Origin of the sequence: Arcobacter siniprincipis (SeqCode), assembly GCF_048571125.1 — a bacterium.
Lineage (GTDB): Bacteria > Campylobacterota > Campylobacteria > Campylobacterales > Arcobacteraceae > Arcobacter > Arcobacter siniprincipis.
Genome location: NZ_CP182343.1, coordinates 2004040 through 2030709, shown reverse-complemented (window position 1 = coordinate 2030709; position 26670 = coordinate 2004040). Strand labels below are relative to the sequence as shown.

The following is a 26670-nucleotide window of genomic DNA, read 5'->3' as shown; positions in this document are numbered from 1 at the left end:
TATGGCTGAATTTAATAGAAAAACAAAAGAAACAGATATATATTGTAAGATTGATATTAATGGATGTGGTAAATCAACTATAAATACAGGTGTTGGATTTTTTGATCATATGTTAGAAGCTCTTTCAAAACACAGTGGAGTAGATATAGAATTAACTTGTAAGGGTGATTTACACATTGATGCTCACCATACGGTTGAAGATTGTGGAATAGTATTAGGAAAAGCATTAAAAGATGAAATTTTCCCAATTAAAGCAGTCGAGCGATATGGAAATGCAACTGTAGTTATGGATGAAGCTTCAACTACCTGTGCTTTAGATTTATCAAATAGACCATATTTAATATATGAGGTAAATGTTAGTGGTAAAGTAGGAGAGTTTGATGTTGAACTTGCTGAAGAATTTTTCCATGCACTTGTTATGAATGCAGGATTAACTACTCATATTATAAATGAAAGAGGAAGAAATAAACACCATATTTTAGAAGCTTCTTTTAAAGCTTTTGCAGTAGCTTTAAGAAGAGCACTAGCAAAAAATGAAAGATTGGGAATTCCTAGTACTAAAGGGGTTTTATGATTAAGTTAATTGTTCTTGATGTTGATGGAACCTTAACTGATGGAAAAATTATTTATACAAATAATGGTGATGAAATAAAATCTTTTGATGTATCTGATGGTTTAGCAATTGCTGCATGGACAAAAAAATTTGGCAAAAAAGCAGCTATTATAACTGGAAGAAAATCTTCTTTAGTAGAAAAAAGAGCAAAAGATTTAAATATAGAACATCTTCATCAAGGTGTACACAATAAAGATGAAGTTTTAGAAGAGATTTTAAAAAAAGAGAATATTTCTTGGCGTGAAGTAGCTGCCATTGGTGATGATTTAAATGATTATAAGATGCTTAAAAAAGCAGGATTATCTTTTACTCCACAAAATGGTTCAAAATACATAAAAGAAATAGTTAATGTAGTTTGCAAAAATAAAGGTGGAGAAGGTGCTGTTAGAGAAATGATGGAGTATATTTTCAAAGAAGATGGTTTAGAAGAGGAATTTTTAAACTTATGGCTATAAAATATTTTGCTTATATTTTGTTAATTTGTTCTTTTATATCAACTATAATTGTAATTGCACCTAGAGAAAAAGATAAAAATATAGAAGAACAACCTCAAATTGTTTTTGAGAATTCTACTTTATACACTTTTAATGAAGACAATTTAGAAAGAATTGTAAATTCAACAAGAGCGATGAAATACAAAACAAAAGATGTTATGTATGATGGGAAGATTATATTAAGAAGAACTGATAATGGAACAGATTATATTCAAGCTGATATTATTATTAAAAGACTTGAACAATATAAATTTTTAAACGATGTGAAATATAATAGAGAGAATAATATACTTTTAAATACAGATGAGATGTTTTATGATGGAATCAAAAAAATAGCTACAAATACTATAGCATTTGATGGTATATACAATAATAGTAGTATAAAGGGAATAGCATTGTATTATGATACAAATAAACAAGTTTTTAAAGCAAAAAATACACACTTTGAAATTTTATTAAATAGTAACAAGGGTAATAAATGAGAATTTTTTTAGTTTTTAGTTTTTTAGTTAGTTTTTTATTTTCAGAAAAATTAATTATAGATGCAAAGAATTTTGAAGCATATGATGAAAAAGGATTATCTATTTTTACAGGTGATGTAAAAATGGTAAAATCAAGTGATGAATTAGAATCTGATAGGTTAGAAGTATATTTAAGTAAGAAAAAACCTAATACGAAAAGAGAACCTCTAAAATATATTGCAACTGGTAGTGTTAAATTTAAAGTTAAAACAGCAGATAAAGTATATGAAGGTAAGGGTGATAAAGTTGTTTATGAACCTAAAAAACTAAAATATGTAATTACTGGAAATGGATTTTTAAAAGAAGTAACAGAAGATAAAAGACTTTTTGGAAATAAAATTGTTATTAATCAAATTACTGGTGAAGCAAAAGTCACAGGAAGTGAAGATAAACCTGTTAGGTTTATAATAGATTTAGGTGAAAAAAAAGAAGATAAAAAAGTTTCACCTACTGAGGAAAATTCAAATAAAGTTGAGGCAAAATAATGAGAATAGTCGATGCATCATTTATGCAATCAGCTCAAAGTATAAGTGATTCACCAGGTCCTGATGTAGCTGAAATAGCATTTTTAGGACGAAGTAATGTTGGTAAGAGTTCTTTATTAAATACTCTTACAAATAGAAAAGGTCTAGCAAAATCATCTTCTACTCCTGGAAAGACTCAGCTTATTAATTATTTTAATATAAAGTTTAAAACAGATGAAGAAAATGGTATGCCACCTGATCTATTTGCTAGATTTGTAGATTTACCTGGATTTGGATATGCCAAAGTATCTAAGACTTTAAAAGCAGAGTGGAATAAAAATTTAACAAATTATTTGGAACAAAGACCAAATTTACAGATGTTTATACATTTAATTGATGCTAGACACCCAGAACTTGCAATAGATAAAAATGTTGATGAATTTTTAGAAAAAATAAAAAGAGGTGATCAACTTATTGTTCATGCTTTTACAAAAACAGATAAGCTAAAACAAAATGATTTAGCAAAATTAAAAAGAGAGTACCCAGAAGGTATTTTTATATCAAATCTTAAAAAAAGAGGTATAAGTGACCTCCAAAATAAAATAACAGGATATTTATTTGGAAATTAGATTTTATAAACCAACAACAAAAGATATTATTCCTATGCAAAGCCTTGTAAAAGGTGAAGTAGAGAAGGGGACTATCTTACTTAGAACAGAAGATGAAATGGCTAATACAATACGGTCATATACTGTTGTTGAAGTTGATGGAAAACTAGCAGGTTTTGTAGCAACTCATATTCACTCAATAAGACTAGCAGAAGTGCGAAGTTTAATAGTATCAAAAGAGTTTAGAGGATTAAAACTAGGAAAACAACTAGTTGATGCCTGTATAAAAGAAGCTAAGTTTTATGGACTAGAACAGCTTCTATCTTTGACTTATGAAGCAGGTTTTTTCGAAAGCTGTGGTTTTAGAATAATAGAAAAAGATCAAATACCAGAACACAAAATCTGGGCTGATTGTATACGATGTAAACATTTCCCCGTTTGTGATGAAGTGGCGATGGTCTTTGACCTTTAGCCACTTTATGGCCGAGTACCTTCTATAGCTTTAAATAAACCACTTCCTTTTATTACACCATCTTCAAAGTTAAATTTTCCACCTATTGCTTTAATCTCTTCAGTTCCATAAAATGAACCATTTACATTTCCCGTTATACTGTTAGAATTATGAGTTAAATCAGATGAAGAGAAACCTGATGAGTTTACGATTCCATTATTTCCAATAGCTATATTATAAGTAATAGTTTGTTGGGAATTATTAGTATATATTAAGTTCATACTTCCTGTAAAAGAGCTACTTCCTCCACCAAAATCAAATGCAAAATCTACCTCACTAGCTGAGTCTATCTCATATTCATGTGTACTTGTCCCATCATATATATCACCATGAATAACATTTCCATAAAAATTTACTGTATCATTTACCCCTTTAATTAAATTATCTACAATACTTTTTGCAGTTTTTGTTCCTGCAATCCATCCTCCTGTATAAGTTACACCTTCAACTGTTCCTTCCCATTCTCCCCATGATAAGTATGCATCATTATTTTGATCAGTTAATGAATCAATGCTAGTATCTTCTTTTAGTGTAGAATTATATATTTTTTTATTATCAATATTTATTTGAGAAGAACTACCTATTTGAGGCTTAGTATTATTTTGAGTTGGTTGTATATTTGGGTCAAAGTCTTTTATTCCCATTTCTCCATTTTTAAAAGATTTAAAAGTAGAACCATCCTTAATTATTGTATTTACATATCCTAGAGTACTAAAATTAGATAAAGTAGAATGCTCTTTTTTAATAGTAGTAGTTGTTGTAGGAATGTCCGGTTTAGGAGGATCACTAGGTGGAGTACTACTTATAACAGGAGGAGCTTCCGGTGGAGTATCATCATTTTGAGGTGGAGTATTATCATTATTGCCACCACCAGTTTGTTGTTCTAAATTATCTAAAGTATCTTGTTTCAAAGGTTCAGGAGGAGTAGGAGCCTCACCTTGTAGAGTTCTAGTTAACTCTTGTTTTGCCACATCTACAGTCACTCCATTTGCAGTTACACTAATAGCACCATCAGTACAAATAATGATTTGTTGATTCCCAATAATAGTAGTTCCTCTAATACCAATAGAAGCAGATTTTGTTTTTAATTTAAATCTCTTTTTGTTTATTTTCCCAATCTTTCCCGTAATAGACTTAAAAGACCCCTTAATAAACCCAAAACTAGCCTTAGAGTCTTTTGGTTTACTCTCATCATAAACATAATCAAAGATATTTAACGTAGAATTTTGTCCAATAGTAATAATAGTATTATCATTCATGGTAATTTGAGCTTTAGAACCTTTAGAAGAATTTATAACATCATTCTTTTCTAATTTCTCTCCAAGTTTAGCTAAGATAGTATTTGAATCCCTAGATATCTTAACATCACCAACTAAGGCTGTTATTTGTCCTATACTAGCAAAGGAAAAACTAATAAGTATAAAAAGTAATAAAAGTATCTTTTTCATGTTAAATCCTTAAAATGTATAAATCAATGAAGATTTAATAACTTGTTTTTTATAATCAAAGGGTGCTTGGTTTGATATATTGTTTGTAGCTGTTGCTTTTAAGGCAAAGAGTAAGTTTTTTCTTAAGGGTCTACTTATTCCAAGTGAGACACTATTTATCTTATCAACTCTTCTAGATAGAAAGTTAACATCAGTATCTCTATAGATTACTTTTTTACTATTTATATTTGTGTTTAGATTAAATTTATATGGTAAAGCTAAACTATTTTCTAAACCTATTTCAAATGATTCTTTACTTACATCTGTTCTTTGTTCATATATTTCTATTTCTTTACTATATGAAGTATCTAAAGTAAAAAGTCCAAAGTTTTCTGTTTTATATTTTAAGCTATTTGTTAAATCAAATACATAAGCACTTTTTTGTTTATCTTCTTCTTGGTCATAGAGTTTTTTACTTAGTTTAAAAGTAATATCATTTAAAGTTGTTTGAGTAAAGATATGAGAGTTTGAAAGTATTAGGTTATAGTTTTTTAAATAGTCTTTGTCATTGTATCTAACATAATCTATTCCTATTCCAGTACTATATTTATTTTCCTCTTTATAAAAAGTAGGAGTAGAAGTAAATGATATAACATCAATATTACTATTTTTTTTAGTATCATAATCTTGGGTATAAACTACAAGATTGTTATTTAAAGAAAACTTTTCATTATATCTGTATACATGGTTTATAACAGCAATTGCATCATAATAGTAATCTGATTCTTCTTTTGTATCATTTGATAATTTTAAATCAGTTCCTAATTGGGGTACAAAAACTGAGTATTCACCTGCTGTTGCTGAGTTATTTACATTTGAATCATAACTTAAATCAAATACTAAAGCTCCACTTATAAAGTGTTTTTGCATAGTTTGTTTTATGTAAGCAAGTCTTTCTTCAATACTTTTTTTTACATCTGGTGGAGTATCTGCATTTACTAAAACAGCATTAAAGTCTTTTATTGCTTGAGTATAGTTTTTAAGCATCAAATTACTTTGGGCTATTTCTATTTTTGCTCTTAAATTATTTGGTTGAGCAAAAAGTATTCTCTCATAATAACTTATTGCTATATCATATTTCCCTTGTTCATATTCACATCTTCCAAGATAGAAGTTTAGATTTTGGTTTTCCAAATCATTTTTTGATAAAGAAAGAAATATTTTGTAAGCTTTTTCATAGTTTTTTTCATTAAACAGTTTTACTGCTTGGTCATAAGAAGTAACTGCCTTATTAGCTAATAAAAAGGATGTTAATAAAAGTGTTAAGAATAATAGCTTTTTTATCATAATAGAACTTTTTTTAGTAGATTTTATCTATTATATTTTATTTAATCTTTATATTATATTATTGTTTCTTAAGAAAATAATAAGAATAGATTAAAAATAATTTAAAGTAATAATTTTATATTATTATTCTGATAAAGACTCTCCTATTGAAAGTTTTAATTTTGCTTTTATAAAAGTAAGGTCAAATTTTGACATAATTACTTCAGCTTCTGCTTTTTGTAAAGATGCTTGGTGTATTAATAAATCTGTCATCTTAATAAGCTTATTTTTATACATATTTTCTGCTTTTTGTAAAATCTCTTCTGCTAAAGATAAAGCTTTTAATTTTTCTGTCAAAGTTTCTTGATTTGATAAATAATTCAAATAATTTTGTTTTATCTCAAGTTTAATAGAGTCTTCAACCTGTGCTTTTTGTATCATCAGTTTATTATATTTAATTCTACTTTGTTCTAGTTTTGATTCTCTTGTCATATCAAATATTTTCATATTTAATTGAACTTTTGCTAAGTAAAAATCTTGTGTTTCATCAAAATTTTTTAATTTATCATTACTATATCCATATTCTATATGTGCATCAATTTTAGGATAATAATCTGATTGTACTATTTTTATATTTTTCTTTGATGATTTTACATTTAAATCAATATATTTAAAATCTTCTCTTTTATTTATAGCTTCTTTTTGAATACTTTTTAAATCAATTTTTGAAATACCTACTTCTTCAAAACTTTTTACATCCGATATATCATCACCTATTAAAAAACTCAAATAAGAGAGAGAAAGAGATACCTTATTTTGTGCTTCTTTTAATCTTACATTTGTATTTAAGTCTTGTACTTGGGCTTCATTTAGATCTATTTTTGTAACTAATCCTTCTTTATGCATTTCATTTGTAAAATTTACAAAAGAAGTAGTTTCTTTTTTTGCTTTTTGAGTAGACTTCAAATACTCTTTTGCTGCAACACAAGCATTATAAGCTCTCAATAATTCTAGTGTTAGAAGTTTCTGATCATATTTATATTTTTTATTTTTTGCTTCAATTTGAAGTTTTGCTATATCTTTTGAATTAGAAATTTTAAAGCCAGTAAATAAAGGAATATCATAAGTTAATTTTGTCTCATAATTTTCTGTAGATTTTGGATAATTTAAATCGTTAGGAGCAACTTTAATAGAATTAGGACCTTCATATGAACTAAATCCAAAATCTCCAAAGGTAGCTTTTCTCGAACTTAGTTTTGAATTAAATGCATAACCTGCATGATTTGTATTTGTATAAGTCTCTTTAAAATTTAATGCTCCATAATTATTTGCAGATATCTCATCTAATATTGCATGAGATTCTTTAATATCTAATTGTTTTAATTTTAATTCTTTATTATTTTTAAGTAATAAGTTTAAAGCCTCATCAAATGTAACCTCTTTAGAAAATAGAGAAAGTGAGGTGATTAGTAAAGGGATTAAAAGTTTATACATATAATTATTCCTTATTTAAAATAGGGCATTATATCTCCTTTAATATTAAAATAATTTAAAACAAATTATAATATAAACTTATAATAAAATTACATTATTTTCCCTCCTCTTTATTCCAAATAAAATATAGTTTTTCAATTTCTTCTATCTCTTTTTCTGAGGGTTTTCTTCTACAAGAAAGGTATCCCTTTGAGCCATTACAACTTTTAAAAGGATATACTGTTGCATAAACCCAATAATAGTTTCCATCTTTAGTTGCATTTTTTACATAACCTGTCCAAATATCTCCATTTTGAACTTTTTCCCACAGAGATTTAAAAGCTTTTTTAGGCATTTCTTTATTTCTAACAATATTATGAGGTTGCCCAATAAGTTCATCAAGTGTATATCCTGCAATCTTACAAAAGGTGTCATTTGCAAATCGAATGATACCCTTTTCATCAGTTTCACTCACTAAGAAAGCAGATTTATCTAAAACTATTTCTTTTCCAGCTGACATATTCTCTCCTTAATTAAATTTTTTATTTTTTGCATCTTCTACTAAGTCATTTGCCATATTTGAAACTTCACTTGATATATTTTTAATCTTATTTGCTTCACTTGCATTTTCTTGTGTTACACTATCAAGTTTCCCTACTGCATCATTAATTTGCTCGATTCCATTCATTTGCTCTTTTGAAGCATCTGAAACATCTTCTATTATATGAATTGTTTTTGTTATGTGCTCATTTAATTCTTGATAATCAGTAATCATGCCATCTGATATTTTTTTACCTTCAATGGCTTTATTATTTGCATCTTCAACTAGGTTTTTTATCTCACGGGCTGCTTCTGCACTTCGTGAAGCTAAATTTCTTACTTCTTGTGCAACTACTGCAAATCCTTTTCCTGCTTCTCCTGCTGTTGCTGATTCAACTGCTGCATTTAGACTTAAGATATTTGTTTGGAATGCAATTTGATCAATAATATTAATAGCTTCATTGATTGCAGAAACTTTTTCATTTATTTCTTCCATTGCTAAGGCTGTATTTGCTGCATGCTCTTGTCCTTTTGAAACAGACATTTTAACTGTTTTACCTAATTCTGACATTTTTGAAGCATTGCTTGCATTACTTCTAGTGATTGATGTTATTTCTTCTACTGCTGCAGCTGTTTCTTCCAATGAAGCTGCCTGGTCAGTAGCTTTATTTGCTAGGTTCTCCATAGATTTAGTTAGATTATAAGAATTTTTTTCTAGGGCTTGTCCATTTGTTAAGTTAGTTTTTGCACTTTGACTTAATGCATCACCTAGTCCATTAACTCTTGTCATAACTGCAAGCATTTCTTCTTTTAAACTTTCATGTATAATAACTCTATTTCTAAAATCTCCATTTATATATTCATCTAAAGTCTCTTTTACATTTGACATATTCTTTTCAAGAATATTTAACATTTTATTTAATGTATTTTTTAATGTTAATATCATTGGATTTTCAGAATTTCCATGAATTCTACATTTATAAATACCTTGTTCAACTTTGTCTGCTGTTAGTACAACTTCTCCCATAACTCTTATGTCATCTTTTAATTTTTTGTCTATTTCTAGTGCTATTTCATTTAATAATAAATTTAATTCTCCTATTTCATCAGAAGTACTAACTTCACATGGTGTATATTTATTATCAATCATTGTAATAAAATCTAAAAATCTTTTAAAGTTATCTTTAAATAATTCTAATGGTTTTTTAACAATATTGTTAAATGCAAATATTACTAAAATATAAGAAATAATAACAGTGAGTAGAGTAAATCCTGATACTTTTAATATGATTGCACTTATTTGATCATTCGTTTGTGTTTTCATTTGTAAAATAGTATTTTCAACATCATCTACATTTGTTCCCGTTCCTATTATCCATCCCCAAGGTTTAAACAATTTGATATAAGAAAACTTTGCAATTGATTCTGAATCATTTGCTTTTTGTAATTCATAGTCTATTCTTCCTTCACCTTTATTTTTAATTATTTTACTCATTTGGTCAAAAACTTTATTATTTACAAAATCAACATCTTTTGTTAAGTTTTTTCCTTCAAGAGCTGAATTAATAGGGTGCATTACCATTTCCATATTTGTATTAGTAATCCAGAAATATCCATTTTTACCATATCTTATATTTCTAATCTTATCTATTATTTTTTTCTTTCCTTCGTCTCTATACTCTTTTTCATATTGAGAAATAAGATTACTAATAACTTCAATTTGTTTTTTTAGTTCTTCTGTTCTCTTTTTATATTCATTGGTTTTAAATTGATTAGCTTGTACTTGGGTTAATGTATTTATTTCATAAATTGCTATTTGAGAAATTATTATTGACATAATAATAATTATAATAGTAATAAGTGCTAGAGTCTTTGTCTTTATTGTTAGATCTTTCATTGTCTCTCCCCTTCGGAACTAAATGTTTAGATTAATACAATATTATATTAATTTTATATTATATTAATATAGTGTTAATATTATAATAAAGTTACTTATTATTTATAATCGAACAAAAAAATACTATTATTTATTTATTTAAGATTAAGATTAAGTTTTTGAGAAGGAGTGTTTTAATTCTATTTAAAGGATTGTGCAAGATTCCCAATAATAAGTTGCCAACCATCAATTATAATGAAAAAGATAACCTTTATAGGTAAGGATATCATTACAGGAGGTAACATCATCATACCTAAACTCATAAGAATAGATGCAACAATAATATCAATAACTAAAAAAGGCAAAAATATTAAGAAACCTATTTCAAAGGCTGTTCTTAGTTCACTTACAATAAATGCAGGCATCAAAAGAGTAAGTGAGACATCATCTATATTTTTAGGATTTTTTTCTTTTTTTATACGATAAAAAAGAGCAATATCTTCTTCTCTTGTATTTTTTATCATAAATTCTTTAAAAGGTTTTACACTTTTAGTAAAAGCTTCTTCATATCCAATTTTTTCTTCCATATAAGGTTTAACACCTTCATTGTAGGACACTTTAGCATATGGTTCCATAATAAATATAGTTAAAATAAGTGCCATAGATATTACGATTTGATTTGGAGGAGCTTGTTGAAGTCCCATTGCTTGTCTTAACAAAGATAATACAATTATAAGTCTTGTAAAACTTGTCACCATTAGTAGCAAAGTTGGAGCCATTGCTAACAGTATAAGAATAATAGCAATATTTATTGTTTTTACAAATTGTGCAGGTTGATCTATTGATGCAATTGAAAGATTTATTACTGGTAAATTATCAGCAGCGAAAAGTGAAATAGAAAATATAAAAAGTGCTAATAAAATTTTCAAATAAGATCCTTAAAAAAGTAAAAAGGAATGATAACTAAAAAAAGTTTAAATTCTAAAGATAATTCAGCAAAAGTATATTATAATGAATTAAATTATTTAAGATAAATTTAATAATTGGATAATAAGGAATGAATTTTGCAAACATACATTATGAAAAGTTTTATAATTTTGGTATTGATAGTTCAATGTTCTTTTTCGAAAGATTTAAAAGATATTCTTGATGATGGATATATAAGAGTTGGAGTCAAATATGATTATAAACCTTTTGGTTTTATAAATAATGATGGTAGGCTAGATGGTTTCGATATTGATTTAATAAAAATTATGATGAATAAACTAGAATTGAGAGTTCAATTTATAGAGGTTAATTCTATCAATAAAGAAAGAATGCTTTTAAATGATAATTTGGATATTCTTTTTGCAGGAATGATAGAAGATAAACAAAGTAATAAAAATATAATTTTTACTAAACCCTATTATTTGGACGAACAAGTTATTTTATTAAATAGTAAGAATAGTGTAAATAGCTTAAAAGAGATGAACAATATGCATGTAGGTTCTTTAAAAGGAACAAATTATTTAAATAATTTGTTAAAGATACAACCAAATGTAATAACAATTAGTTTTTCTCAATATCCACAATTAACGAAAGCTTTGTCTTTTAATAATATTGATGCTGTTACTGCTGGTTCAACATGGGCAAAAGAGCAAGTTGAAAGTCACCAAAATGAATTTAGAATATTAAGTGATGTTATTTGTACAATTAGATACTCAATAGCATTAAAAAAGAATAATGAAAACCTAAAAGAAAAGTTAAATTCATTATTTACTGAAATTACAAAAGATAATACATATGAAAAAATCTATAAGAAGTGGTTTAAATAATAAAAGATAAAATATTTAAAATAAAAATTTAATTAGAATTAATTTACTTTTATGTAGCCTAATTCTATTAATTTATTATATATCTTAGTTGTAATCTCTCCTGCTGCACTTCCCCCATGTCCCCCATGTTCTACTAATATTGTAACCGCATATTGAGGATTATCAAAAGGACCATAAGTAGTTAACCAAGCATGAGACCTTTTTAAATACTCTAATTCACTTTCTAATGCTCTTTTTTTCACATCTTGATCTATTCCAATAACTTGAGCCGTTCCCGTTTTTGCAGCAACTTTTATTTTAGGATTTATACCTCTTAAATGCCAATACGCAGTTCCATGTTTATCATTTGCAACTTCATACATGCCTTTTTGAACTAGTTTTAAATTTTCTGGATCTATATCAATTTTTTTAGGTTCAACATAGGCATCTTTATAAAAGTGAGGTGTGGCTAATTTATCAGTTGCCAAAAAAGAAGTATATCTTGCAATTTGCATAGGTGTTACTAATACTGAGCCTTGCCCAATAGATGAAATAAGCGTTTCTCCTGTAAACCAAGCTCTATTGTATTTTTTTCTTTTCCAAGATTCATTTGGATTGATTCCAATAAATTCATACATTTGGTCAACACCTGTTTTTTCTCCAAATCCAAATTTTGCCATTGTTTCACTAATTTTGTTTATACCAACTTTTTGACTAGCTTTGTAGAAAAAATCATCACAACTCTCTCTAATAGCTTTAACAAAATCAACTATTCCATGTCCGTCTTTTTTCCAACATCTAAATTTTCTATTTGCAAATTCATATGTTCCTGTACAATTTACTTTGAAATTTCTACTTATTCCATTTTCTAATAAGCCTAAGGCTACACCCATCTTCCATACACTTCCAGGAGGATACATCCCATTTGTAATTTTATTTGTAAATGGTTTATTTATATCATTTTGTAAATCATCCCACTCTTTATATGAGATCCCATTTACAAAAACATTATTGTCAAATTCTGGAAAAGAAGCAGCCGCTATTATCTCACCATTATTTACATTCATTACAATTACTGCACCAGCTTTTTGATTAAAAATATCATGAATATATTGTTCTAATTTAATATCAATAGTTGTAGTGATATTATTATCAATTGTTACATCTTTTTCTTCTAATACTTCAAGCTCTTTATTTAAGGCATTTACTTTTACTTTTTTATATCCAAGTTGACCTTGTAAAATATTGTTATAATATTTTTCTAAACCATTTTTACCAATTATTCCACTATATCTAGAAATGGGATTTCCCTCAATATCTTTTCTAGAAGCTTTTCCTACATATCCAATAATATGTGCTGCAACTTTTTTAAATGGGTAATTTCTTTTTACTGCTGATTCTACTTTTAAATTATCTAATGAGTTAAAAACAGTATATTTATCAAAGAATTTGTCATAAGCTATATAATCAATAATTTTAACAAAATCATGTTTATAAGGTGAATCTAATTTATTGTATTTTTTAATTAATTTATCTTTCTCGAAGTCTGGGAAATGTGCAACTATAGTATTAACTAACTCTTCTAAAATATGTTTATTTTTATATGAACGCAAGTGTGGTTTAATACTTAAAGAAAACCCAAGTTCATTGATTGCCAAAGCAATACCATTTCTATCTTTTATCAGTCCTCTTGAAGGTGCTTGAAAGACTTTTTTGATGTAGTTTTGTTTTGATAATTGTTCATAATATGTATTTGATTTTATACTTAAATAATATAATCTATATACTAAAAGTAAGCATACAACACCAATAAAGATAAGAATTAAATTGAGCCGTTTTTTCATAAAAATAGTCCGTAAATTAAGAAATCAATTACAATATTTAATATAACATATCTAACTAAGTTAAAATTTAAATCATTGGAAAAAACCCAAACTAAAAGAACACCTATATAAAAAGTTAATATATAAATATAATTATTTAGATTATGTAATGAAATAACTCTATTTAAACTGGGTAATATAAAAGTATATATAAATAAAGATAGAAAGGTAAAAGAAAAAGGTAAAAAGCCATTATTATATTCTATAAATAAAAAGATTATTATCAAATATGTTAAAGAGTAATAATATTGGTATTTAATAGATTTCAAAAAAGCTAAAAAAATTATACCTGCCATTAAAATTGGGAAAAAGTGTACTGATGAAATAATATTAACAAATACTGTAATAAGTCCTAAAAAGAATATAAAGTAAGGATTGTGTAAAAGTATATTTTTCATTAATTAGCAGTCTTAGTATATTTTTTGCTGATTATATTATAAATAGTCTTATACTAGGATATCATTAAGTTTTATTTTGCTTTGATAAGTCATAAATAAAAGCAAAAACTTCTGCAACTGCTTTATATAAGTTATTTGGAATTTGTTGATTTACATCTAGTTTTGTTAAAAGTTCAACTAAATCTTCATCTTTTTTTATTGGGATATTATTCTCTTTTGCTATTTTTATAATATTAGATGCAAGTTCACCACTTCCTTTTGCTACAACTTTGGGTGCAGTATCATCTTGTATATTATACTTTAAAGCTGCAACTTTTAATATTTTCTTTTCTTCATCCATCTTATACCTTGATATTTACACCAAAATCAAAATCGTCATTTTGTTTATAAAAATTTTGCTTTGTATCTTCTTTTAATGTATGTATATTTAGCCCAATCACACTTATCCCTGTACCATTTAACTCTCTTCTCAAACTTGTCGCTTTTTGTCTTATTAATTGTTTGGTGTCTTCTTTTTCTACAAAAACTGAAATATCTAACTTGTCATCTTCATATAAATAAAGATGTAAATTTATTTTTCCTAAGTCTTTTAGTGTCAAATCAATCAAACAGTAAAACTTTTCATCATCGGCTTTTTTTATATCAATCGAACCATCTTCAAGTAAGTCCCATAAAAAAGGTATATATACGTTGTTTGATGAATTTGCTATTGAATAAAGTTGATGGTAATCAATTTGGGTCAAAAGTTTATCAACATGTTTAAATATCTCTTTTGGATTAGCATCTTTAGAAATATGAGATTTTATGTCATCAATATCTTTAGCTTGGTTTTGAATTTGATTTTGAAGTTGCTCTTGTACTTTTGATAAAACTGTTTTTATGTCATTAAAAATAGGGGAGTCTGTTCTTATTGAAAAAGTATTTGAAGGAAGAGCTGTTTTTGCATCTAAGCTTGTGGTAATTTTTACAGCTGCATCTTTTGGGTTTTGTAAGTCTATATTTTTTATGTCAGTTAATATTTTATCAATTTGTTTTAAAGTATCTTTGACATTGATATTTTCTTTATTTAAGCTTTGATTTTGAGGTTGAACTTCTTCTTTTAGTTGTACTTTCATTTGCAAGAGTTGAGAAGTACTTTGAAGAGTGCTTTTTATTTGTGATTCTTTCCCTTGGGGTGAAGTTTCTATTTGTTTAGAAGGATTGTCAACAGTACTTTGTGTTTTTTCATTAGAGACTTGCCCTTGAAGTTGAGCTTGAACTTTAGTTAAGATATCTTTGATGTCATTTAATAAAATAGAATCGCTTTTAATACTTTGAACAGTTGTTGGATTTGTTGGTTGACTTACTTGCTGTGTGGGTTTTGATTCATTGTTTATATTAGGTTTTGTAACTTGTTCTTTTATATTTGAAGTTTCAAGATTTTTTATTTGGGTTAAAAGGTTATCTATTTGTTTAAGTGTTTGGGGAATATTGATATTTTCTTTATTTGCACTTTGAGTAATAACTTGATTACTATTTTGTGATGTATTTTCTACTTTGCTTTGAGTAGAGACTTGTCCTTGAAGTTGAGCTTGAAATTTAGTTAAGATATCTTTAATGTCATTTAATAAAACAGAATCGCTTTTGATACTTTGATCATTTGTTGGATTTGCTGGTTGATTTGCTTGTTGACTTACTTGCTTTATAGGTTTTAATTCATTGTTTATATTAGGTTTTGCAACTTGTTCTTTAATATTAGAAGTTTCAAGGTTTTTTAGTTGTGTTAAAAGATTATCTATTTGTTTAAGTGTTTGGGGAATATTACTATTTTCTTTACTAACACCTTGATTAGAGACTTGTCCTTGAAGTTGAGCTTGAACTTTAGTTAAGATATCTTTGATGTCATTTAATAATGCAGAATCGCTTTTGATACTTTGGGCAGTTGGTTGATTCGCTTGCTGTATAGGTTTTGATTCATTGTTTATATTAGGTTTTGCAACTTGTTCTTTAATATTAGAAGTTTCAAGGTTTTTGATTTGTGTTAAAAGATTATCTATTTGTTTAAGTGTTTGGGGAATATTTATATTTTCCTTATTTACATTTTGGGTAATAGCTTGATTACTATTTTGTGGCGTTGTTTCTACTTTATTTTGATTTTGTACTTGTGTTTTACTTTGAGTGTTAATTTGTGCTTCAATTTGGACTTTTGTTTTAAGCAAAACAGCTTTCATATCATTTAATAGGCTATTTTCATTTTTACTGCTTGGATTAGTTGCTTGATTTAAAAGTTTTGATTCTAAAAATATACCACTTTTTTGTATTTGTTCTTTTACTTCTTTTGAGGTGGTTTGTTCAGGTGTGATTGAAAACTTTTGTAAAAATGTTTTTAATTGTTCTGTACTTTTATCATCTGGTAGAGCTTTTACAAGAGATTGTAAATTTGAGGTAAAGGAACCTAAATCTTTATTCAAATTTGAATTTTTTAGTAAGTTTAGTATGGTCTCATTTGATTTTGAATTATTTTGGATATTACTAAAAAGACTTTTTAATAAGGTAGAAACATTTAAGTCTTTATTTTGACTAGTTATCAAAGTTTTAACATCAGCTTCTTTCAAAACCTCTTTTAAGACTTTGTTTGTACTATTTGCTACTAGTATATTAAGTTGTGTATTTGTAGAGACTAACATACTACAAAGTATATCATAAAATTAAATCATAAATCTTTTTTGGTATAATAAAGTAAAAATAATAATAGGAGAGATACCATGGACGAAATAATTATTTGGCACAATCCTAGATGCTCAAAATCAAGGGATGCTTTAAATTTTTTACAAGAGAAAAAAATAGCTTTAGGTGTTATTAAATATTTAGATGCAAAACTAACAAAAGAAGATATGAAAGAAGTTCTTCAAATGCTAGGTATGAGTGCTAGAGAACTAATGAGAACAAAAGAAGATATTTATAAAGAAATGAATTTAAAAGATGAAAATGATGAAGAAAAGTTAATCGAAGCAATGATAAATAATCCAAAACTAATTGAAAGACCAATTATTATAAAAGATGGGAGCGCTGTTATTGCAAGACCTTTAGAAAAAATAAATGAATTGTTTTAATGATACACGACAAACAACTAAGAATAAGATATATAAGAGTTTTAGAAAAATTTTTTACAAGAACTGTTTCCCTATTAAAACTAGAAGATTTTGATTTTGAGATTTTTAAACAAAGAACATTAAAAAACTTTGAAGATACGAAAAGAGTAAAAAAAGTGGAATTGACTTCTGCTTATTTACTTAATTTAAAAAAATTTATAGATTTGACACTTTTATATTTGGAAAATCATAGCGATGATTTTGAAGAAGAGAGAAATAGACTTTTAAAAGAGGCAAATTTACTTCAAAAAGATAAAAACCAAAATGCTTATAAAAAAGACAAACATAAACATAAAAAATTTGATGATGGATATTAATGCAGGATGAGAATAAAAGTTTTAAACTTTCAGGAATATTAAAAAAAGTACTATTTTCGAACAAAGATACTGGATTTTGTATAGCAGTATTGGATAATGACCAAAAAATATGTGGTACATATTTTGATACTGATATTGAAAAAATTGTTGGTGAAAATATAGTTTTAAATGGGAATTGGGTAACTCACAAAAAATATGGAATCCAATTTGCTTTTGATACATTAGAGTTAAAAGAGCAAGAACTTTATTTCTTTTTGACAAAAATAGTAAAAGGAATAGGGCGAAAGACAGCTTTAGAACTACTAGAAAAGTATTCAGAAGAAGAACTAGTAGAAGTCTTAACCAATAAACCAGAAGAACTTTTAAATTTCAAAGGTATAAGAGAAAAAAAACTAATAACTATTAAATCATCATGGCAAAAGTTTAAGCATTTAAGAGAACTTGGTTCTTTTTTATCGAAGTTTGGAGTTACTTCAAATCTTATTACAAAAATTTACTCAGAGTTTAGTGAAGTTGAGAATTTAATTGAAGTTATTAAAGAAAACCCCTATGTTTTGATTCGTATAAAAGGTATAGGATTTAAAAGAGCTGATGAAATAGCAAAAGCCTTAGGCATAGATGAAAAGTCTGATTTTAGAATTATGGCTTGTTTGAATTATACTTTAAGAGAGTATTGTGACAATAATGGAAATTCATCTATTGATAAGTATCATCTTTTTAGGTTATTAGATGAAGCTCTTAGGTTCCAAAATGAAGAAGTGCTATATGAAAATGCAATAGCAAAAATGGAACTTGATGAAGATATTTATAAGACAAAAGAGAATAGGTATTCTCCTTCTATGCTTTATTTTGCTGAAAAAAGAATTTTGGAATTTTTTAAAGCAAGAGAAAATGATATATATTTGAAAAAAATAGTTTCTAATATAAATGAATACTTAGACAAAAAAGAGAAAACGCTAGGATTTACTTTAAGTCCTGAACAAAGAAAAGCAGTAGAACTTATAAATGAAGGTCATAAAACATTATTTTTAATAGGTTATGCAGGAACAGGGAAATCAACATCAAGTAGGGCAATTCTTGAACTTCTTCAAGAAATAAACTCTTATGATGATATTCTTGCTATTGCTTTAAGTGGTATTGCCTCTCAAAGAATAGCAGATACCACAGGATATAATAGCTCAACTATACAATCTCTTTTTGTAAAACATAAAGAAAATGAACATTTTCCCTATAAAGTAATATTATTAGATGAAGCTTCAATGGTAAATTCTGTTATGTTTTATCAAATCATTTCAAAAATTGGCCAAGACACTATTTTTATAATAGTAGGTGATGATGGGCAGTTACCAGCTATTGGTGCTGGAAATATATTAAGTGATTCTATAAAATATGAACTAGCTCCAATTTGTAAACTTACAAAAATATATAGACAAAATGAAAATCAAGCAATTGCGGTTATTGCAAATGAAATAAGACAAGGAAATGTACCAGAGTATAATGGTAATTATGAAGATTTCAAATTTATGGATGTATCTATATCAAATTATTATGCATCTAAAAACTCTTTAGGCCAAGGTGAATTCTCAAATCTAAGGGGACAAAATTCTGAGCAGATATTAAGTATGATATTAAATATATCAAGTGCTTATATTAAAGAATTTTACAAACTAATTAAAGGTAAAGATATATCAAAAGCGCTTATTCTTTTTCAAATAATTACCCCTATGAAAGGTGGTATGTTAGGAGCTGAGAATCTAAACATACAATTGCAAAAAGTATTTAATAGCTCAAGAGAAGAGTCAAAACAAACTAAACTTTATGAATATAAACTAAGTGATAAAGTAATTCATATAAAAAACGAAAATATGAGAGCTCAAACTATGCAAATGTATAGAACGGGTTCTAGTGATTATTTAGAAAGAAGAGTTTTTAATGGACAATTGGGTCTTATAATTAAACTTGATTTTGAAGAGAGTAAATGTATCGTCTTATATCCAAATGATGATATGGTAGTATTTTATGACTTTGATGACTTAGATTCACTTTTATCCCTTGCATATTGTTTGACTATTCATAAAACACAAGGTATGGAGTATGATAATGCTCTTATTCCTATGAGTTTTTCTCACTATATTATGCATAATACAAAACTTTTATATACAGCAATTACAAGGGCTAAAAGTATGTGTTATATCGTAGGAGAAGAAGATGCATTTAAAGGTGCTTGTAAAAGAATAGAGACTACAAAACGAGAATCTGTGATAAATGACCTATTAAGCTAAGTAGTTTAACATTTTCAAAAGCTACATTTGAGTAATATAACTAAAATTTTATCGAGGATTTTAATAGAATGTTAACTTGGATGCAAAGACATAAAAAGTGGTTAGTAATTACAATTTGGATAAGTGTGATAGCGTTTGTAGGCGCTGGTTTCGTTGGTTGGGGAAGTTATCAATATGGAAGTTCTTCTGGTTCTGTAGCTGTTGTAGGTGATAGAAAGATAAGTGTTGATGAGTATCAAAGAGAATATTCTTCTTTGTATAGACAGTATTCTCAAGTTTATGGGAATAAATTCAATCAAGAGATGGCCAAAAAAATTGGACTTCCTGATGCTGCTTTAAGTTTAACTATTCAAAAAAATCTTATTTTATCTTATGCTGATGATTTGGGTTTACTTGTAACTGATAAAGATATTGCAAAAGAGTTAGTTCAAATGCCTTCATTTATAAAAGATGGAAAATTTGATAAAGAACTTTATGTAAAAGTTTTATCTCAAAATGGTACTACACCTGTTGCTTATGAAAAATCTTTAAAAAGAGATTTACTTTTACAAAAAGTTGAATCATTATTAGACTTTACTCCAACAGCTAATGAAGTAAATAATTTAGCAAAACTATTATTTGCACAAGATGATGTATCTATTAAAATATTAGATCCAAAATCAATTAAAATTGATCTTACTGATGAAAAGTTAAAAGAGTATTGGACAATAAATAAAATAAAATATTTATCAACAGACTCTTATGATTTAGAAATTTCTAAATTACCATTAAAAATTATTACTCCAACTGAAGATGAATTAAAAGAGCATTATGCTAAATTTAAAACGGATTATAAAAAAGAAGATGGCAAACTAAAAACTTTTGATGAAGCAAAAGATGATATGATAAAAGTAATTAGTTTAAAAGAATCAAAAAAAGATGCTTTAAAAAAATACTTAGCTCTTAAAAAAGATGAAATCAAATTTGATGAAACTAAAACAATTTATGAAGATAAATTGCCTTTTTCTGCTGAAAATATAAATGAAATCAAAACTTCAAAACTAGGTGTTGTTTTAAAACCTTTTGAAGATAAAGATGGTTTTACAATAGTAAAAGTAATTAAGAAAAATGATCCAAAACCTCTTTCTTACGAATTATCAAAAGATATGGTAAAAGCTGATTATTTAGATATCAAAAGAAGTGAAGAGATGAAAGTTTTAGTAACAAATGAATTAAAAAACTTTACAGGTGAAGACTTAGGATTTGTTAATAGAGCATCAATTAATAAGATCAAAGGTTTAAATAGTAATGAAGCTTATACTTTTTTAAATAAACTTTTTACAACTTCTGAAAAAGAAGGAAAAATTGAAGTAGGTGGTAAAGTAGTAGTTTACAAAGTAAATTCAAGTAAATTAGCTGATAATATAACAAAAGAAGAAAACTCATCTGTAAATGATATTTTATCAAAATTAGAAAGAACAGAGTTAATGAATAATTTGATAAATAATCTTAAAAGTAAATATGAAGTTATCTCTTCTTCAGATTCAAAGGAGTAGAAATTGGGTAGCACTCTTCTCGCAATAGATATTGGATCTACTGATGTTACGGCAATTATTGCTAAAAATGATTTAGATTATAAAATTAATATCTTAGGTACAGGAATTGAAGCGAGTGATGGAATAAATAAGGGGCTTATTACAAATATTGAGTTAGCCTCAAAGTCTATACAAAATGCTGTACTAAAAGCAAGAAGAAGTACCTCTGAGCCTATTGAGTCAACAGTAGTTGCAATATCTGGTTCTTATACTAAAGGAATAAGAAGTATGGGAAGTGTAAATGTTCCAAATGGAATAATCACTGAACATGAGATAAATCAAGTTATGCAAATGGCTTTATATAATGCAACTATCGTGCCTGAATATGAAGTGGTACATGTTCTCCCAATATTTTTTAAAGTAGATGATTCAGCAGATGTTGATAATCCATTGAATATGAATGGAGCAAGACTTGAAGTATCAGTTTATATTGTAACTGCAAAAAGAACTGCTTTAACTAATCTAAAATCAGCTTTTAAAGAATCGAATATAGAAATTACTAATTTTGTTTTAAATGGATATGCAACTGCAATTTCAGTTTTAGATGAACAACAAAATAAATTTGGAAGTTTAGTAATAAATATTGGAAGCACAACTACAGAATTTGTCTGTTATAAAGGTAGTTCCATTTTATATACTGATTTTATACCAGTTGGTTCAAATCATATAACAAATGACTTATCAGTGATGCTTCATACTCCCCATAATGCAGCAGAGCTGATAAAAATAAAATATGGAAGTTTACTTTCAAATAATAGTGAAGATGATCAATTAGCTATTAAAAAGATAAAAATCCCAAGAATTGGGGATGAACAAGTAACTGAAGAAATATCATTGGTTGATATTAGAAATATAATTCATGCAAGAGTTGAAGAAACCTTAACCCTTGTAAAACAAAAATTAAGTAGAAGTGGAATTGCTGATAATTTAGATGCAGGAATTGTTATAACAGGTGGTATGAGTAAATTAAAAGGCATTAGAGAATTAGCAACTTTAGTTTTTGAAAACCAACCTGTAAAAGTAGCAAATCCAAAAAATATCAAAAATGGATATATGAATTTTGATGATTCAACTATGGCTACAATTGTAGGACTTCTTTTTTATTCTTTAGATAAAAATAGAAATTTTGAGTTAGACTCAAATAAAAAACTTAGAAGAAAAATAATAGAGAAAAAAGCTATTCCTAAAGAAGAAGCAAGAGAGATACAAAGAGATGTTAGACAGACTGAAAACAAGTCAAATGTAGATATAAAACTTAAAACTGAAGATCCTACTCAATTACCTAAAATATCGAAAACAAACAAAGGTAAAGGTATGGCAAGATTTTGGAATAAAGTTTCGGAGTGGTTTTAATGGATAATGGATTATTTAGAGTGGACGATATAACAGTAGAAATGCCAAACAAAACTTTGTCAGATAATGTAGCAAAAATCACAGTTGTTGGAGTTGGTGGTGGTGGCTGTAACATGGTCAATCATATGATTCAAGAGGGTACTCGAAGAATTGACTTAATCTCAGCTAATACAGATTTACAAGTTTTAAATATCTCAAGAGCTCCTAAAAAAATACAATTAGGTGCAAAACTAACCAAAGGGTTAGGGGCTGGTATGAAGCCAGAAGTTGGTAGAGATTCTGCAATTGAAAGTTATGAAGAGATAAAAAGTACTTTAACTGGTGCTGATATTGTTTTTATTGCTGCTGGTCTAGGAGGTGGTACAGGAACAGGAGCTGCTGCTATTATCGCAAAAGCAGCTAAAGAAATAGGTGCATTAACTGTTTCTGTTGTAACTAAGCCTTTTACATGGGAAGGTAAAAAAAGAGCAGGATTGGCAAATCTTGGTCTTGAAGAGATTAAAAAAGTAAGTGATTCTATAATCGTAGTACCAAATGATAGACTTCTTGATATTGTTGATAAAGATATAGGTATGAAAGATGCTTTTAAAATCATCGATAATATTTTATATCAAGCAGTAAATGGTATGAGTGAAGTTATTTTAAATCCAGGAAATAGTGATATTAATACTGACTTTGCTGATGTAAGAACAATTATGCAACATAAAGGTATGGCGCTTATGGGAATAGGGCGAGCAAAAGGTGAAGATGCAGCTATTAAAGCTTTAGATGCTGCTACAAACTCTCCTTTACTTGATAAAATGTCATTAAGCGGTGCAAAAGGTATTTTAATCCACTTTAATATTCATCCTCAGATTTCTATGTTTGCAATTAACAATGTTATGGAAAAAATACACGAAACTATTGATTCAAATGCGGAGATTATTTTTGGTACAACTTCAGATGATTCTTTACAAAAAGATGAAGTAAAAATTACTATAGTTGCTACTGGATTTGAGTCTAAACCAGAGCCTAAAAAACAAGAATCTATTCCTTCTGATGGTGCTAAACAAAATATAATTACAGACAAAGATAACTATTTAGATGTGCCACCATTAATGAGAGACTACGTAGTTCAATATCACTTATCAGAGTAGAAAACTTCTACTCTTCAAAAATCACTATATCATAAGAGCTTTTTTTAATTACTAAAGCTTTTGATGATGGGACAACTCCAAATTTATCTATTTGTTTTAATTGTGTTTTATATTTTTGAACATCTTCTTCTAAATTTTTTATTTTTGTATTTAACTGAAGTATTAAATCAACTCCCGCAAGATTTATTCCTAATTCTCTAGTAAGTCTTAATACATATTTTATATGGTCAATATCCTTTTGAGAGTATAAACGAATTTTACCATTTGTTCTAGAGGGGGTTATTAACCCCTCTCTTTCATATTGCCTTAAAGTTTGTGGATGGATTTCTAGAATCTGTGCAACAACTGAGATTAAATATACAGGTTCTGTGTATGAGTTTGTTTCCATAATATCCTCTTTTAAATAGTTTCTGGTAGTTTCTCTTTTAATAAATTAACTAAATTTTCATCTAAATCTTCAACTTTTGGTAAAAGAATATTTGCTTTTAGATATAAATCACCTTTTATTCCAGTTTTTCTATTTAAAATTCCCAATTCTTTAACTCTAAATCTTTGGTATTGTTTAGTATTTTCTGGGACTTTTAAAGTTATAGTTTTATGTATTGTTTTTATTTCTATCTTTCCACCAAAAAGAGCTGTTTTTAGTGGTACATCAAAATATTTTGTTAAGGTATCTGCTTCAAGAGTATATTCAGGGCTAGGTGCAACATTGATTTTTATAATTAAATCACCTCTTTTCCCATTGTATGATTTTCCTTTTCCTTTTGCTCTTATCTTTTGTCCATCTCTAATACCTTCAGGTATTTTGATATCAAAAGATTCATTATTGAAAGATACTTGTTGTTTCCCTCCAAGAATAGAAACATCAAAGGCAATAGTTATTTGAGCACTCATATCTAAATCTGGCTCACTATAACCGCCAAAACCTTGTCCCCCAAAACCTTGGTTTCCAAAACCACTTCCTCCAAAGCCACTAGAGCCACCAAACATTTGTCTTAAAATCTCATCTAAATCGACATTCCCACCTTGACCTCTTGCAAAGTCATGGAAGTTTTGTCCTCCAAACATAGAATCACCATGGTGATCATATTGTTGTTTTTTTTGTTTATCTGATAAAACTTCATAAGCTGCATTAATTTCTTTAAATTTTTCTTCTGCATCTTTATCTTTGTTTACATCAGGGTGATATTTTCTTGCTAATTTTCTGTATGCTTTTTTTATTTCATCACTTGAGGCACTATCACTCACCTCTAAAGTTTCATATAAACTTTTTGCCATTAAAACTCCATATAATATTAATTTTTATTCTAATTATAGCACAAACTTGAGTCGTAGTCAATCAAGTTGAAATAATTAATAGCAAAAAAGTAAATTAATTGCTAAAAAAGTAAATATATACTAAAATCATTGTATGAATAACAAAATATTTGAAAAAGATGAATGGACTCAAGAAGAGTACTTAAACTTCAAAGAACAACTTAAAAAAGATGGTATAAATGTGATTTTAGTAGATACGATTTTAAAGCCAATTGTTGGAGCTGAATATATTACTTATAACCCTTACGAAATGAAACTTTTACCAAAAGATAAAACAGTATTTGTATTTTATTGTGATACTGGTAAAACTACTAAAAGTAGATTAGAATTTTATAAAGGCAAATTACCAGGTTTTAAATGTGTAAGTTTACATGGTGGAAGAGGGTATTGGAGACCAAATTTTAAATTATTAAATAAAAAAGATGAAAATGAAAAATTATGATTATGTAATTATTGGAGCAGGGATTGCAGGATCTTGTGTGGCACATTTTTTAAAAGATGAGAAGACTCTTTTAATAGATAGATTTGATGATGTTGCACAATTTGCTTCAGGAGTAGCTGGCGGATTTTTATCTCCTTTGCTTGGAAAGCCAAATAAGTTTAAGGATTTAGTTACTACATCTTTAAAGTTTGCAGTTGAGTTTTATAAAGAATTAGATGAAGATTTGATTGTGCAAAAAGGTGTTTTAAGAGTTCCAAAAGATGATGAAGATAGGGTAGGTTTTGAAGAGTACAAAAAGCACTTTGATTTTGAATGTGAAGAGAAAGATAGTGGCTTTTTTTTCAAAATAGGCTCACAAGTATTTTCTTATGATATGTGTAAAAAGCTCACTAACAATATTGATAAAAAATTTAATTATGATGTAAAACATATAAAAAAAATAGATAATTTTTATATTATTAATGATAAAATTAAGACAAAAAATCTTATTTTAACCACTGGTTCTGACATAAAATTAATAGATGAAGAGTATATAAAAATAAGAGCTGTATGGGGACAAAGAATTGATATTTCTACTACAAGTTGTATAGATTTTAACTACCATAAAGAGTGTTCAATATCAACTTCTCATGAAAAGCTAGATAATAAAACTTATAAAGTCTCAATAGGTGCTACACACCATAGGTTTGATAATATCTTAGAAAAGGATTATAAGGCTTTTGAAAATCCAGAATTAACAAATTTAGCTAATATTGGTTATACAAATGACTTATACAAAAATGATACATTAGAACTTTTAAATAAAGCTAATAATATAAAAACTTTAAATGATGTAAAAGTGCTCAAAACTTACTTTGGAGCAAGAGCTAGTAGTTTTGATTATTTTCCATTAGTAGGAAGTTTGATTGATTCTAAATCTACATTAAATATGTTTCCATATTTAAAAAATGGAACGCCTGTAAAAAGTGATAGATTTGTAAGATATGAAAACCTTTTTGTATTAAATGGTATAGGAGGAAGAGGTTTTGTCTTATCTCCATATTTAGCAAAAAAACTTGTAGATTTTATTAAAAAAAATGACACTTTAGAAGATGAAATTACAGTAGATAGATTATTTAAAAAATGGGTTAGAAGAATAAAATGATAATGTTTATTAATCTAATATTTATAATAAATAGTTAAACTCATACA

At 27.2% G+C, this 26670-nt stretch carries 25 protein-coding genes and 1 pseudogene; 15 read left to right on the top strand and 11 right to left on the bottom strand.

The genetic code is table 11. From position 1 onward, the window contains the following. The first annotated feature begins 1 nt into the window (after position 1). Genes hisB through ACNI3D_RS10160 form a run of 6 tightly spaced genes read left to right on the top strand, consistent with a single transcriptional unit; the run spans position 2 to position 3172 of the window. A complete protein-coding gene (hisB, locus tag ACNI3D_RS10185; RefSeq protein WP_419766904.1) occupies positions 2 to 574 on the top strand; it encodes an imidazoleglycerol-phosphate dehydratase HisB in 573 nt (190 codons plus the stop codon). Then, positions 571 to 1068 (top strand): KdsC family phosphatase, encoded by a 498-nt coding sequence (locus tag ACNI3D_RS10180; protein WP_419766903.1) that lies wholly within the window; start codon positions 571 to 573, stop codon positions 1066 to 1068. The genes hisB and ACNI3D_RS10180 overlap by 4 nt, the downstream gene beginning before the upstream one ends. Continuing rightward, positions 1059 to 1589, top strand: a complete 531-nt coding sequence (gene lptC / locus ACNI3D_RS10175) for an LPS export ABC transporter periplasmic protein LptC (RefSeq protein ID WP_129101073.1) — start codon at positions 1059 to 1061, stop codon at positions 1587 to 1589. The genes ACNI3D_RS10180 and lptC overlap by 10 nt, the downstream gene beginning before the upstream one ends. Next, entirely contained in the window at positions 1586 to 2113 is a 528-nt protein-coding gene (gene lptA / locus ACNI3D_RS10170) for a lipopolysaccharide transport periplasmic protein LptA (protein WP_419766902.1), read from the top strand. The genes lptC and lptA overlap by 4 nt, the downstream gene beginning before the upstream one ends. Then, on the top strand, positions 2113 to 2721 hold the full coding sequence (yihA, locus tag ACNI3D_RS10165; RefSeq protein WP_129101071.1) for a ribosome biogenesis GTP-binding protein YihA/YsxC: 609 nt from the start codon (positions 2113 to 2115) through the stop codon (positions 2719 to 2721). The genes lptA and yihA overlap by 1 nt, the downstream gene beginning before the upstream one ends. Next, positions 2711 to 3172 carry an N-acetyltransferase gene (locus tag ACNI3D_RS10160; protein WP_419766901.1) on the top strand — a complete coding sequence of 154 codons (462 nt, stop codon included), beginning with the start codon at positions 2711 to 2713 and terminating at the stop codon, positions 3170 to 3172. Before yihA ends, ACNI3D_RS10160 begins: the two co-directional genes overlap by 11 nt. 5 nt (positions 3173 to 3177) lie before the next feature. On the opposite strand, the gene ACNI3D_RS10155 is transcribed toward ACNI3D_RS10160, so the two are convergent. The 6 genes and pseudogenes from ACNI3D_RS10155 to fliP form a co-directional block, all read right to left on the bottom strand. Next, on the bottom strand, positions 3178 to 4659 hold the full coding sequence (locus ACNI3D_RS10155; protein ID WP_419766900.1) for a FecR family protein: 1482 nt from the start codon (positions 4657 to 4659) through the stop codon (positions 3178 to 3180). A 9-nt stretch (positions 4660 to 4668) separates the two neighbouring features. Continuing rightward, complete coding sequence (locus tag ACNI3D_RS10150; RefSeq protein WP_419766899.1) at positions 4669 to 5985, bottom strand: tetratricopeptide repeat protein; 1317 nt, start codon at positions 5983 to 5985, stop codon at positions 4669 to 4671. A gap of 123 nt (positions 5986 to 6108) precedes the next feature. Next, complete coding sequence (locus ACNI3D_RS10145) at positions 6109 to 7458, bottom strand: TolC family protein (RefSeq protein ID WP_419766898.1); 1350 nt, start codon at positions 7456 to 7458, stop codon at positions 6109 to 6111. Between the two features lie 94 nt (positions 7459 to 7552). Continuing rightward, positions 7553 to 7957 carry a PAS domain-containing protein gene (locus ACNI3D_RS10140; protein WP_419766897.1) on the bottom strand — a complete coding sequence of 135 codons (405 nt, stop codon included), beginning with the start codon at positions 7955 to 7957 and terminating at the stop codon, positions 7553 to 7555. 9 nt (positions 7958 to 7966) lie between these two features. Continuing rightward, a pseudogene (locus ACNI3D_RS10135) lies at positions 7967 to 9742 on the bottom strand (methyl-accepting chemotaxis protein); the annotation flags it as partial. A gap of 311 nt (positions 9743 to 10053) precedes the next feature. Beyond that, entirely contained in the window at positions 10054 to 10782 is a 729-nt protein-coding gene (gene fliP, locus ACNI3D_RS10130) for a flagellar type III secretion system pore protein FliP (RefSeq protein ID WP_129101065.1), read from the bottom strand. 135 nt (positions 10783 to 10917) lie between these two features. On the opposite strand from fliP, the gene ACNI3D_RS10125 reads away from it, so the two are divergent. Continuing rightward, the gene (locus ACNI3D_RS10125; RefSeq protein WP_129101064.1) at positions 10918 to 11667 is read left to right on the top strand and encodes a substrate-binding periplasmic protein; all 750 of its coding nucleotides are present in this window, start codon (positions 10918 to 10920) and stop codon (positions 11665 to 11667) included. A gap of 38 nt (positions 11668 to 11705) precedes the next feature. Here the strand turns inward: ACNI3D_RS10125 and mrdA are convergent, their stop codons facing one another. The 3 genes from mrdA to fliK form a co-directional block, all read right to left on the bottom strand. Beyond that, entirely contained in the window at positions 11706 to 13490 is a 1785-nt protein-coding gene (gene mrdA, locus ACNI3D_RS10120; RefSeq protein ID WP_129101063.1) for a penicillin-binding protein 2, read from the bottom strand. 501 nt (positions 13491 to 13991) lie between these two features. Next, a complete protein-coding gene (locus tag ACNI3D_RS10115) occupies positions 13992 to 14267 on the bottom strand; it encodes an EscU/YscU/HrcU family type III secretion system export apparatus switch protein (RefSeq protein ID WP_129101062.1) in 276 nt (91 codons plus the stop codon). Between the two features lies 1 nt (position 14268). Next, a complete protein-coding gene (fliK, locus tag ACNI3D_RS10110; protein ID WP_419766896.1) occupies positions 14269 to 16593 on the bottom strand; it encodes a flagellar hook-length control protein FliK in 2325 nt (774 codons plus the stop codon). Positions 16594 to 16671: 78 nt separating this feature from the next. Between fliK and arsC the strand changes: the two genes are divergently transcribed. The 6 genes from arsC to ftsZ all read left to right on the top strand — a co-directional run bounded on the left by arsC (position 16672) and on the right by ftsZ (position 23720). Then, entirely contained in the window at positions 16672 to 17019 is a 348-nt protein-coding gene (gene arsC, locus ACNI3D_RS10105) for an arsenate reductase (glutaredoxin) (RefSeq protein WP_419766895.1), read from the top strand. Next, positions 17019 to 17375, top strand: a complete 357-nt coding sequence (locus ACNI3D_RS10100; protein WP_258238681.1) for a hypothetical protein — start codon at positions 17019 to 17021, stop codon at positions 17373 to 17375. The genes arsC and ACNI3D_RS10100 overlap by 1 nt, the downstream gene beginning before the upstream one ends. After that, a complete protein-coding gene (locus ACNI3D_RS10095; protein WP_419766894.1) occupies positions 17375 to 19657 on the top strand; it encodes an AAA family ATPase in 2283 nt (760 codons plus the stop codon). Before ACNI3D_RS10100 ends, ACNI3D_RS10095 begins: the two co-directional genes overlap by 1 nt. Before the next feature lie 68 nt (positions 19658 to 19725). Further along, on the top strand, positions 19726 to 21192 hold the full coding sequence (locus ACNI3D_RS10090; RefSeq protein WP_419766893.1) for a peptidylprolyl isomerase: 1467 nt from the start codon (positions 19726 to 19728) through the stop codon (positions 21190 to 21192). Positions 21193 to 21195: 3 nt separating this feature from the next. Further along, a complete protein-coding gene (ftsA, locus tag ACNI3D_RS10085; protein WP_419766892.1) occupies positions 21196 to 22584 on the top strand; it encodes a cell division protein FtsA in 1389 nt (462 codons plus the stop codon). Then, positions 22584 to 23720 carry a cell division protein FtsZ gene (gene ftsZ, locus ACNI3D_RS10080; RefSeq protein WP_419766891.1) on the top strand — a complete coding sequence of 379 codons (1137 nt, stop codon included), beginning with the start codon at positions 22584 to 22586 and terminating at the stop codon, positions 23718 to 23720. The genes ftsA and ftsZ overlap by 1 nt, the downstream gene beginning before the upstream one ends. A gap of 7 nt (positions 23721 to 23727) precedes the next feature. Here ftsZ and ACNI3D_RS10075 read toward each other — a convergent pair whose 3' ends face one another. Both ACNI3D_RS10075 and ACNI3D_RS10070 read right to left on the bottom strand, forming a co-directional pair. Next, positions 23728 to 24108, bottom strand: a complete 381-nt coding sequence (locus ACNI3D_RS10075) for a heat shock protein transcriptional repressor HspR (RefSeq protein WP_375723980.1) — start codon at positions 24106 to 24108, stop codon at positions 23728 to 23730. Positions 24109 to 24119: 11 nt separating this feature from the next. After that, the gene (locus ACNI3D_RS10070; RefSeq protein ID WP_129101054.1) at positions 24120 to 24998 is read right to left on the bottom strand and encodes a DnaJ C-terminal domain-containing protein; all 879 of its coding nucleotides are present in this window, start codon (positions 24996 to 24998) and stop codon (positions 24120 to 24122) included. A gap of 133 nt (positions 24999 to 25131) precedes the next feature. On the opposite strand from ACNI3D_RS10070, the gene ACNI3D_RS10065 reads away from it, so the two are divergent. Together ACNI3D_RS10065 and ACNI3D_RS10060 are read left to right on the top strand one after the other, a co-directional pair. Next, entirely contained in the window at positions 25132 to 25479 is a 348-nt protein-coding gene (locus ACNI3D_RS10065; RefSeq protein WP_419766890.1) for a hypothetical protein, read from the top strand. After that, positions 25466 to 26623: an NAD(P)/FAD-dependent oxidoreductase gene (locus ACNI3D_RS10060; RefSeq protein ID WP_419766889.1), complete on the top strand. Its 1158-nt coding sequence runs from the start codon at positions 25466 to 25468 to the stop codon at positions 26621 to 26623. Before ACNI3D_RS10065 ends, ACNI3D_RS10060 begins: the two co-directional genes overlap by 14 nt. Positions 26624 to 26670 lie beyond the last annotated feature (47 nt).

Bases quoted from the DNA above. Each gene is read 5' to 3' on its own strand.
- hisB (WP_419766904.1), top strand. From the start codon at position 2: ATGGCTGAATTTAATAGAAAAACAAAAGAAACAGATATATATTGTAAG.
- ACNI3D_RS10180 (WP_419766903.1), top strand. From the start codon at position 571: ATGATTAAGTTAATTGTTCTTGATGTTGATGGAACCTTAACTGATGGA.
- lptC (WP_129101073.1), top strand. From the start codon at position 1,059: ATGGCTATAAAATATTTTGCTTATATTTTGTTAATTTGTTCTTTTATA.
- lptA (WP_419766902.1), top strand. From the start codon at position 1,586: ATGAGAATTTTTTTAGTTTTTAGTTTTTTAGTTAGTTTTTTATTTTCA.
- yihA (WP_129101071.1), top strand. From the start codon at position 2,113: ATGAGAATAGTCGATGCATCATTTATGCAATCAGCTCAAAGTATAAGT.
- ACNI3D_RS10155 (WP_419766900.1), bottom strand. From the start codon at position 4,659: ATGAAAAAGATACTTTTATTACTTTTTATACTTATTAGTTTTTCCTTT.
- ACNI3D_RS10150 (WP_419766899.1), bottom strand. From the start codon at position 5,985: ATGATAAAAAAGCTATTATTCTTAACACTTTTATTAACATCCTTTTTA.
- ACNI3D_RS10145 (WP_419766898.1), bottom strand. From the start codon at position 7,458: ATGTATAAACTTTTAATCCCTTTACTAATCACCTCACTTTCTCTATTT.
- ACNI3D_RS10140 (WP_419766897.1), bottom strand. From the start codon at position 7,957: ATGTCAGCTGGAAAAGAAATAGTTTTAGATAAATCTGCTTTCTTAGTG.
- mrdA (WP_129101063.1), bottom strand. From the start codon at position 13,490: ATGAAAAAACGGCTCAATTTAATTCTTATCTTTATTGGTGTTGTATGC.
- ACNI3D_RS10115 (WP_129101062.1), bottom strand. From the start codon at position 14,267: ATGGATGAAGAAAAGAAAATATTAAAAGTTGCAGCTTTAAAGTATAAT.
- fliK (WP_419766896.1), bottom strand. From the start codon at position 16,593: ATGTTAGTCTCTACAAATACACAACTTAATATACTAGTAGCAAATAGT.
- arsC (WP_419766895.1), top strand. From the start codon at position 16,672: ATGGACGAAATAATTATTTGGCACAATCCTAGATGCTCAAAATCAAGG.
- ACNI3D_RS10100 (WP_258238681.1), top strand. From the start codon at position 17,019: ATGATACACGACAAACAACTAAGAATAAGATATATAAGAGTTTTAGAA.
- ACNI3D_RS10095 (WP_419766894.1), top strand. From the start codon at position 17,375: ATGCAGGATGAGAATAAAAGTTTTAAACTTTCAGGAATATTAAAAAAA.
- ACNI3D_RS10090 (WP_419766893.1), top strand. From the start codon at position 19,726: ATGTTAACTTGGATGCAAAGACATAAAAAGTGGTTAGTAATTACAATT.
- ftsZ (WP_419766891.1), top strand. From the start codon at position 22,584: ATGGATAATGGATTATTTAGAGTGGACGATATAACAGTAGAAATGCCA.
- ACNI3D_RS10075 (WP_375723980.1), bottom strand. From the start codon at position 24,108: ATGGAAACAAACTCATACACAGAACCTGTATATTTAATCTCAGTTGTT.
- ACNI3D_RS10070 (WP_129101054.1), bottom strand. From the start codon at position 24,998: ATGGCAAAAAGTTTATATGAAACTTTAGAGGTGAGTGATAGTGCCTCA.
- ACNI3D_RS10065 (WP_419766890.1), top strand. From the start codon at position 25,132: ATGAATAACAAAATATTTGAAAAAGATGAATGGACTCAAGAAGAGTAC.
- ACNI3D_RS10060 (WP_419766889.1), top strand. From the start codon at position 25,466: ATGAAAAATTATGATTATGTAATTATTGGAGCAGGGATTGCAGGATCT.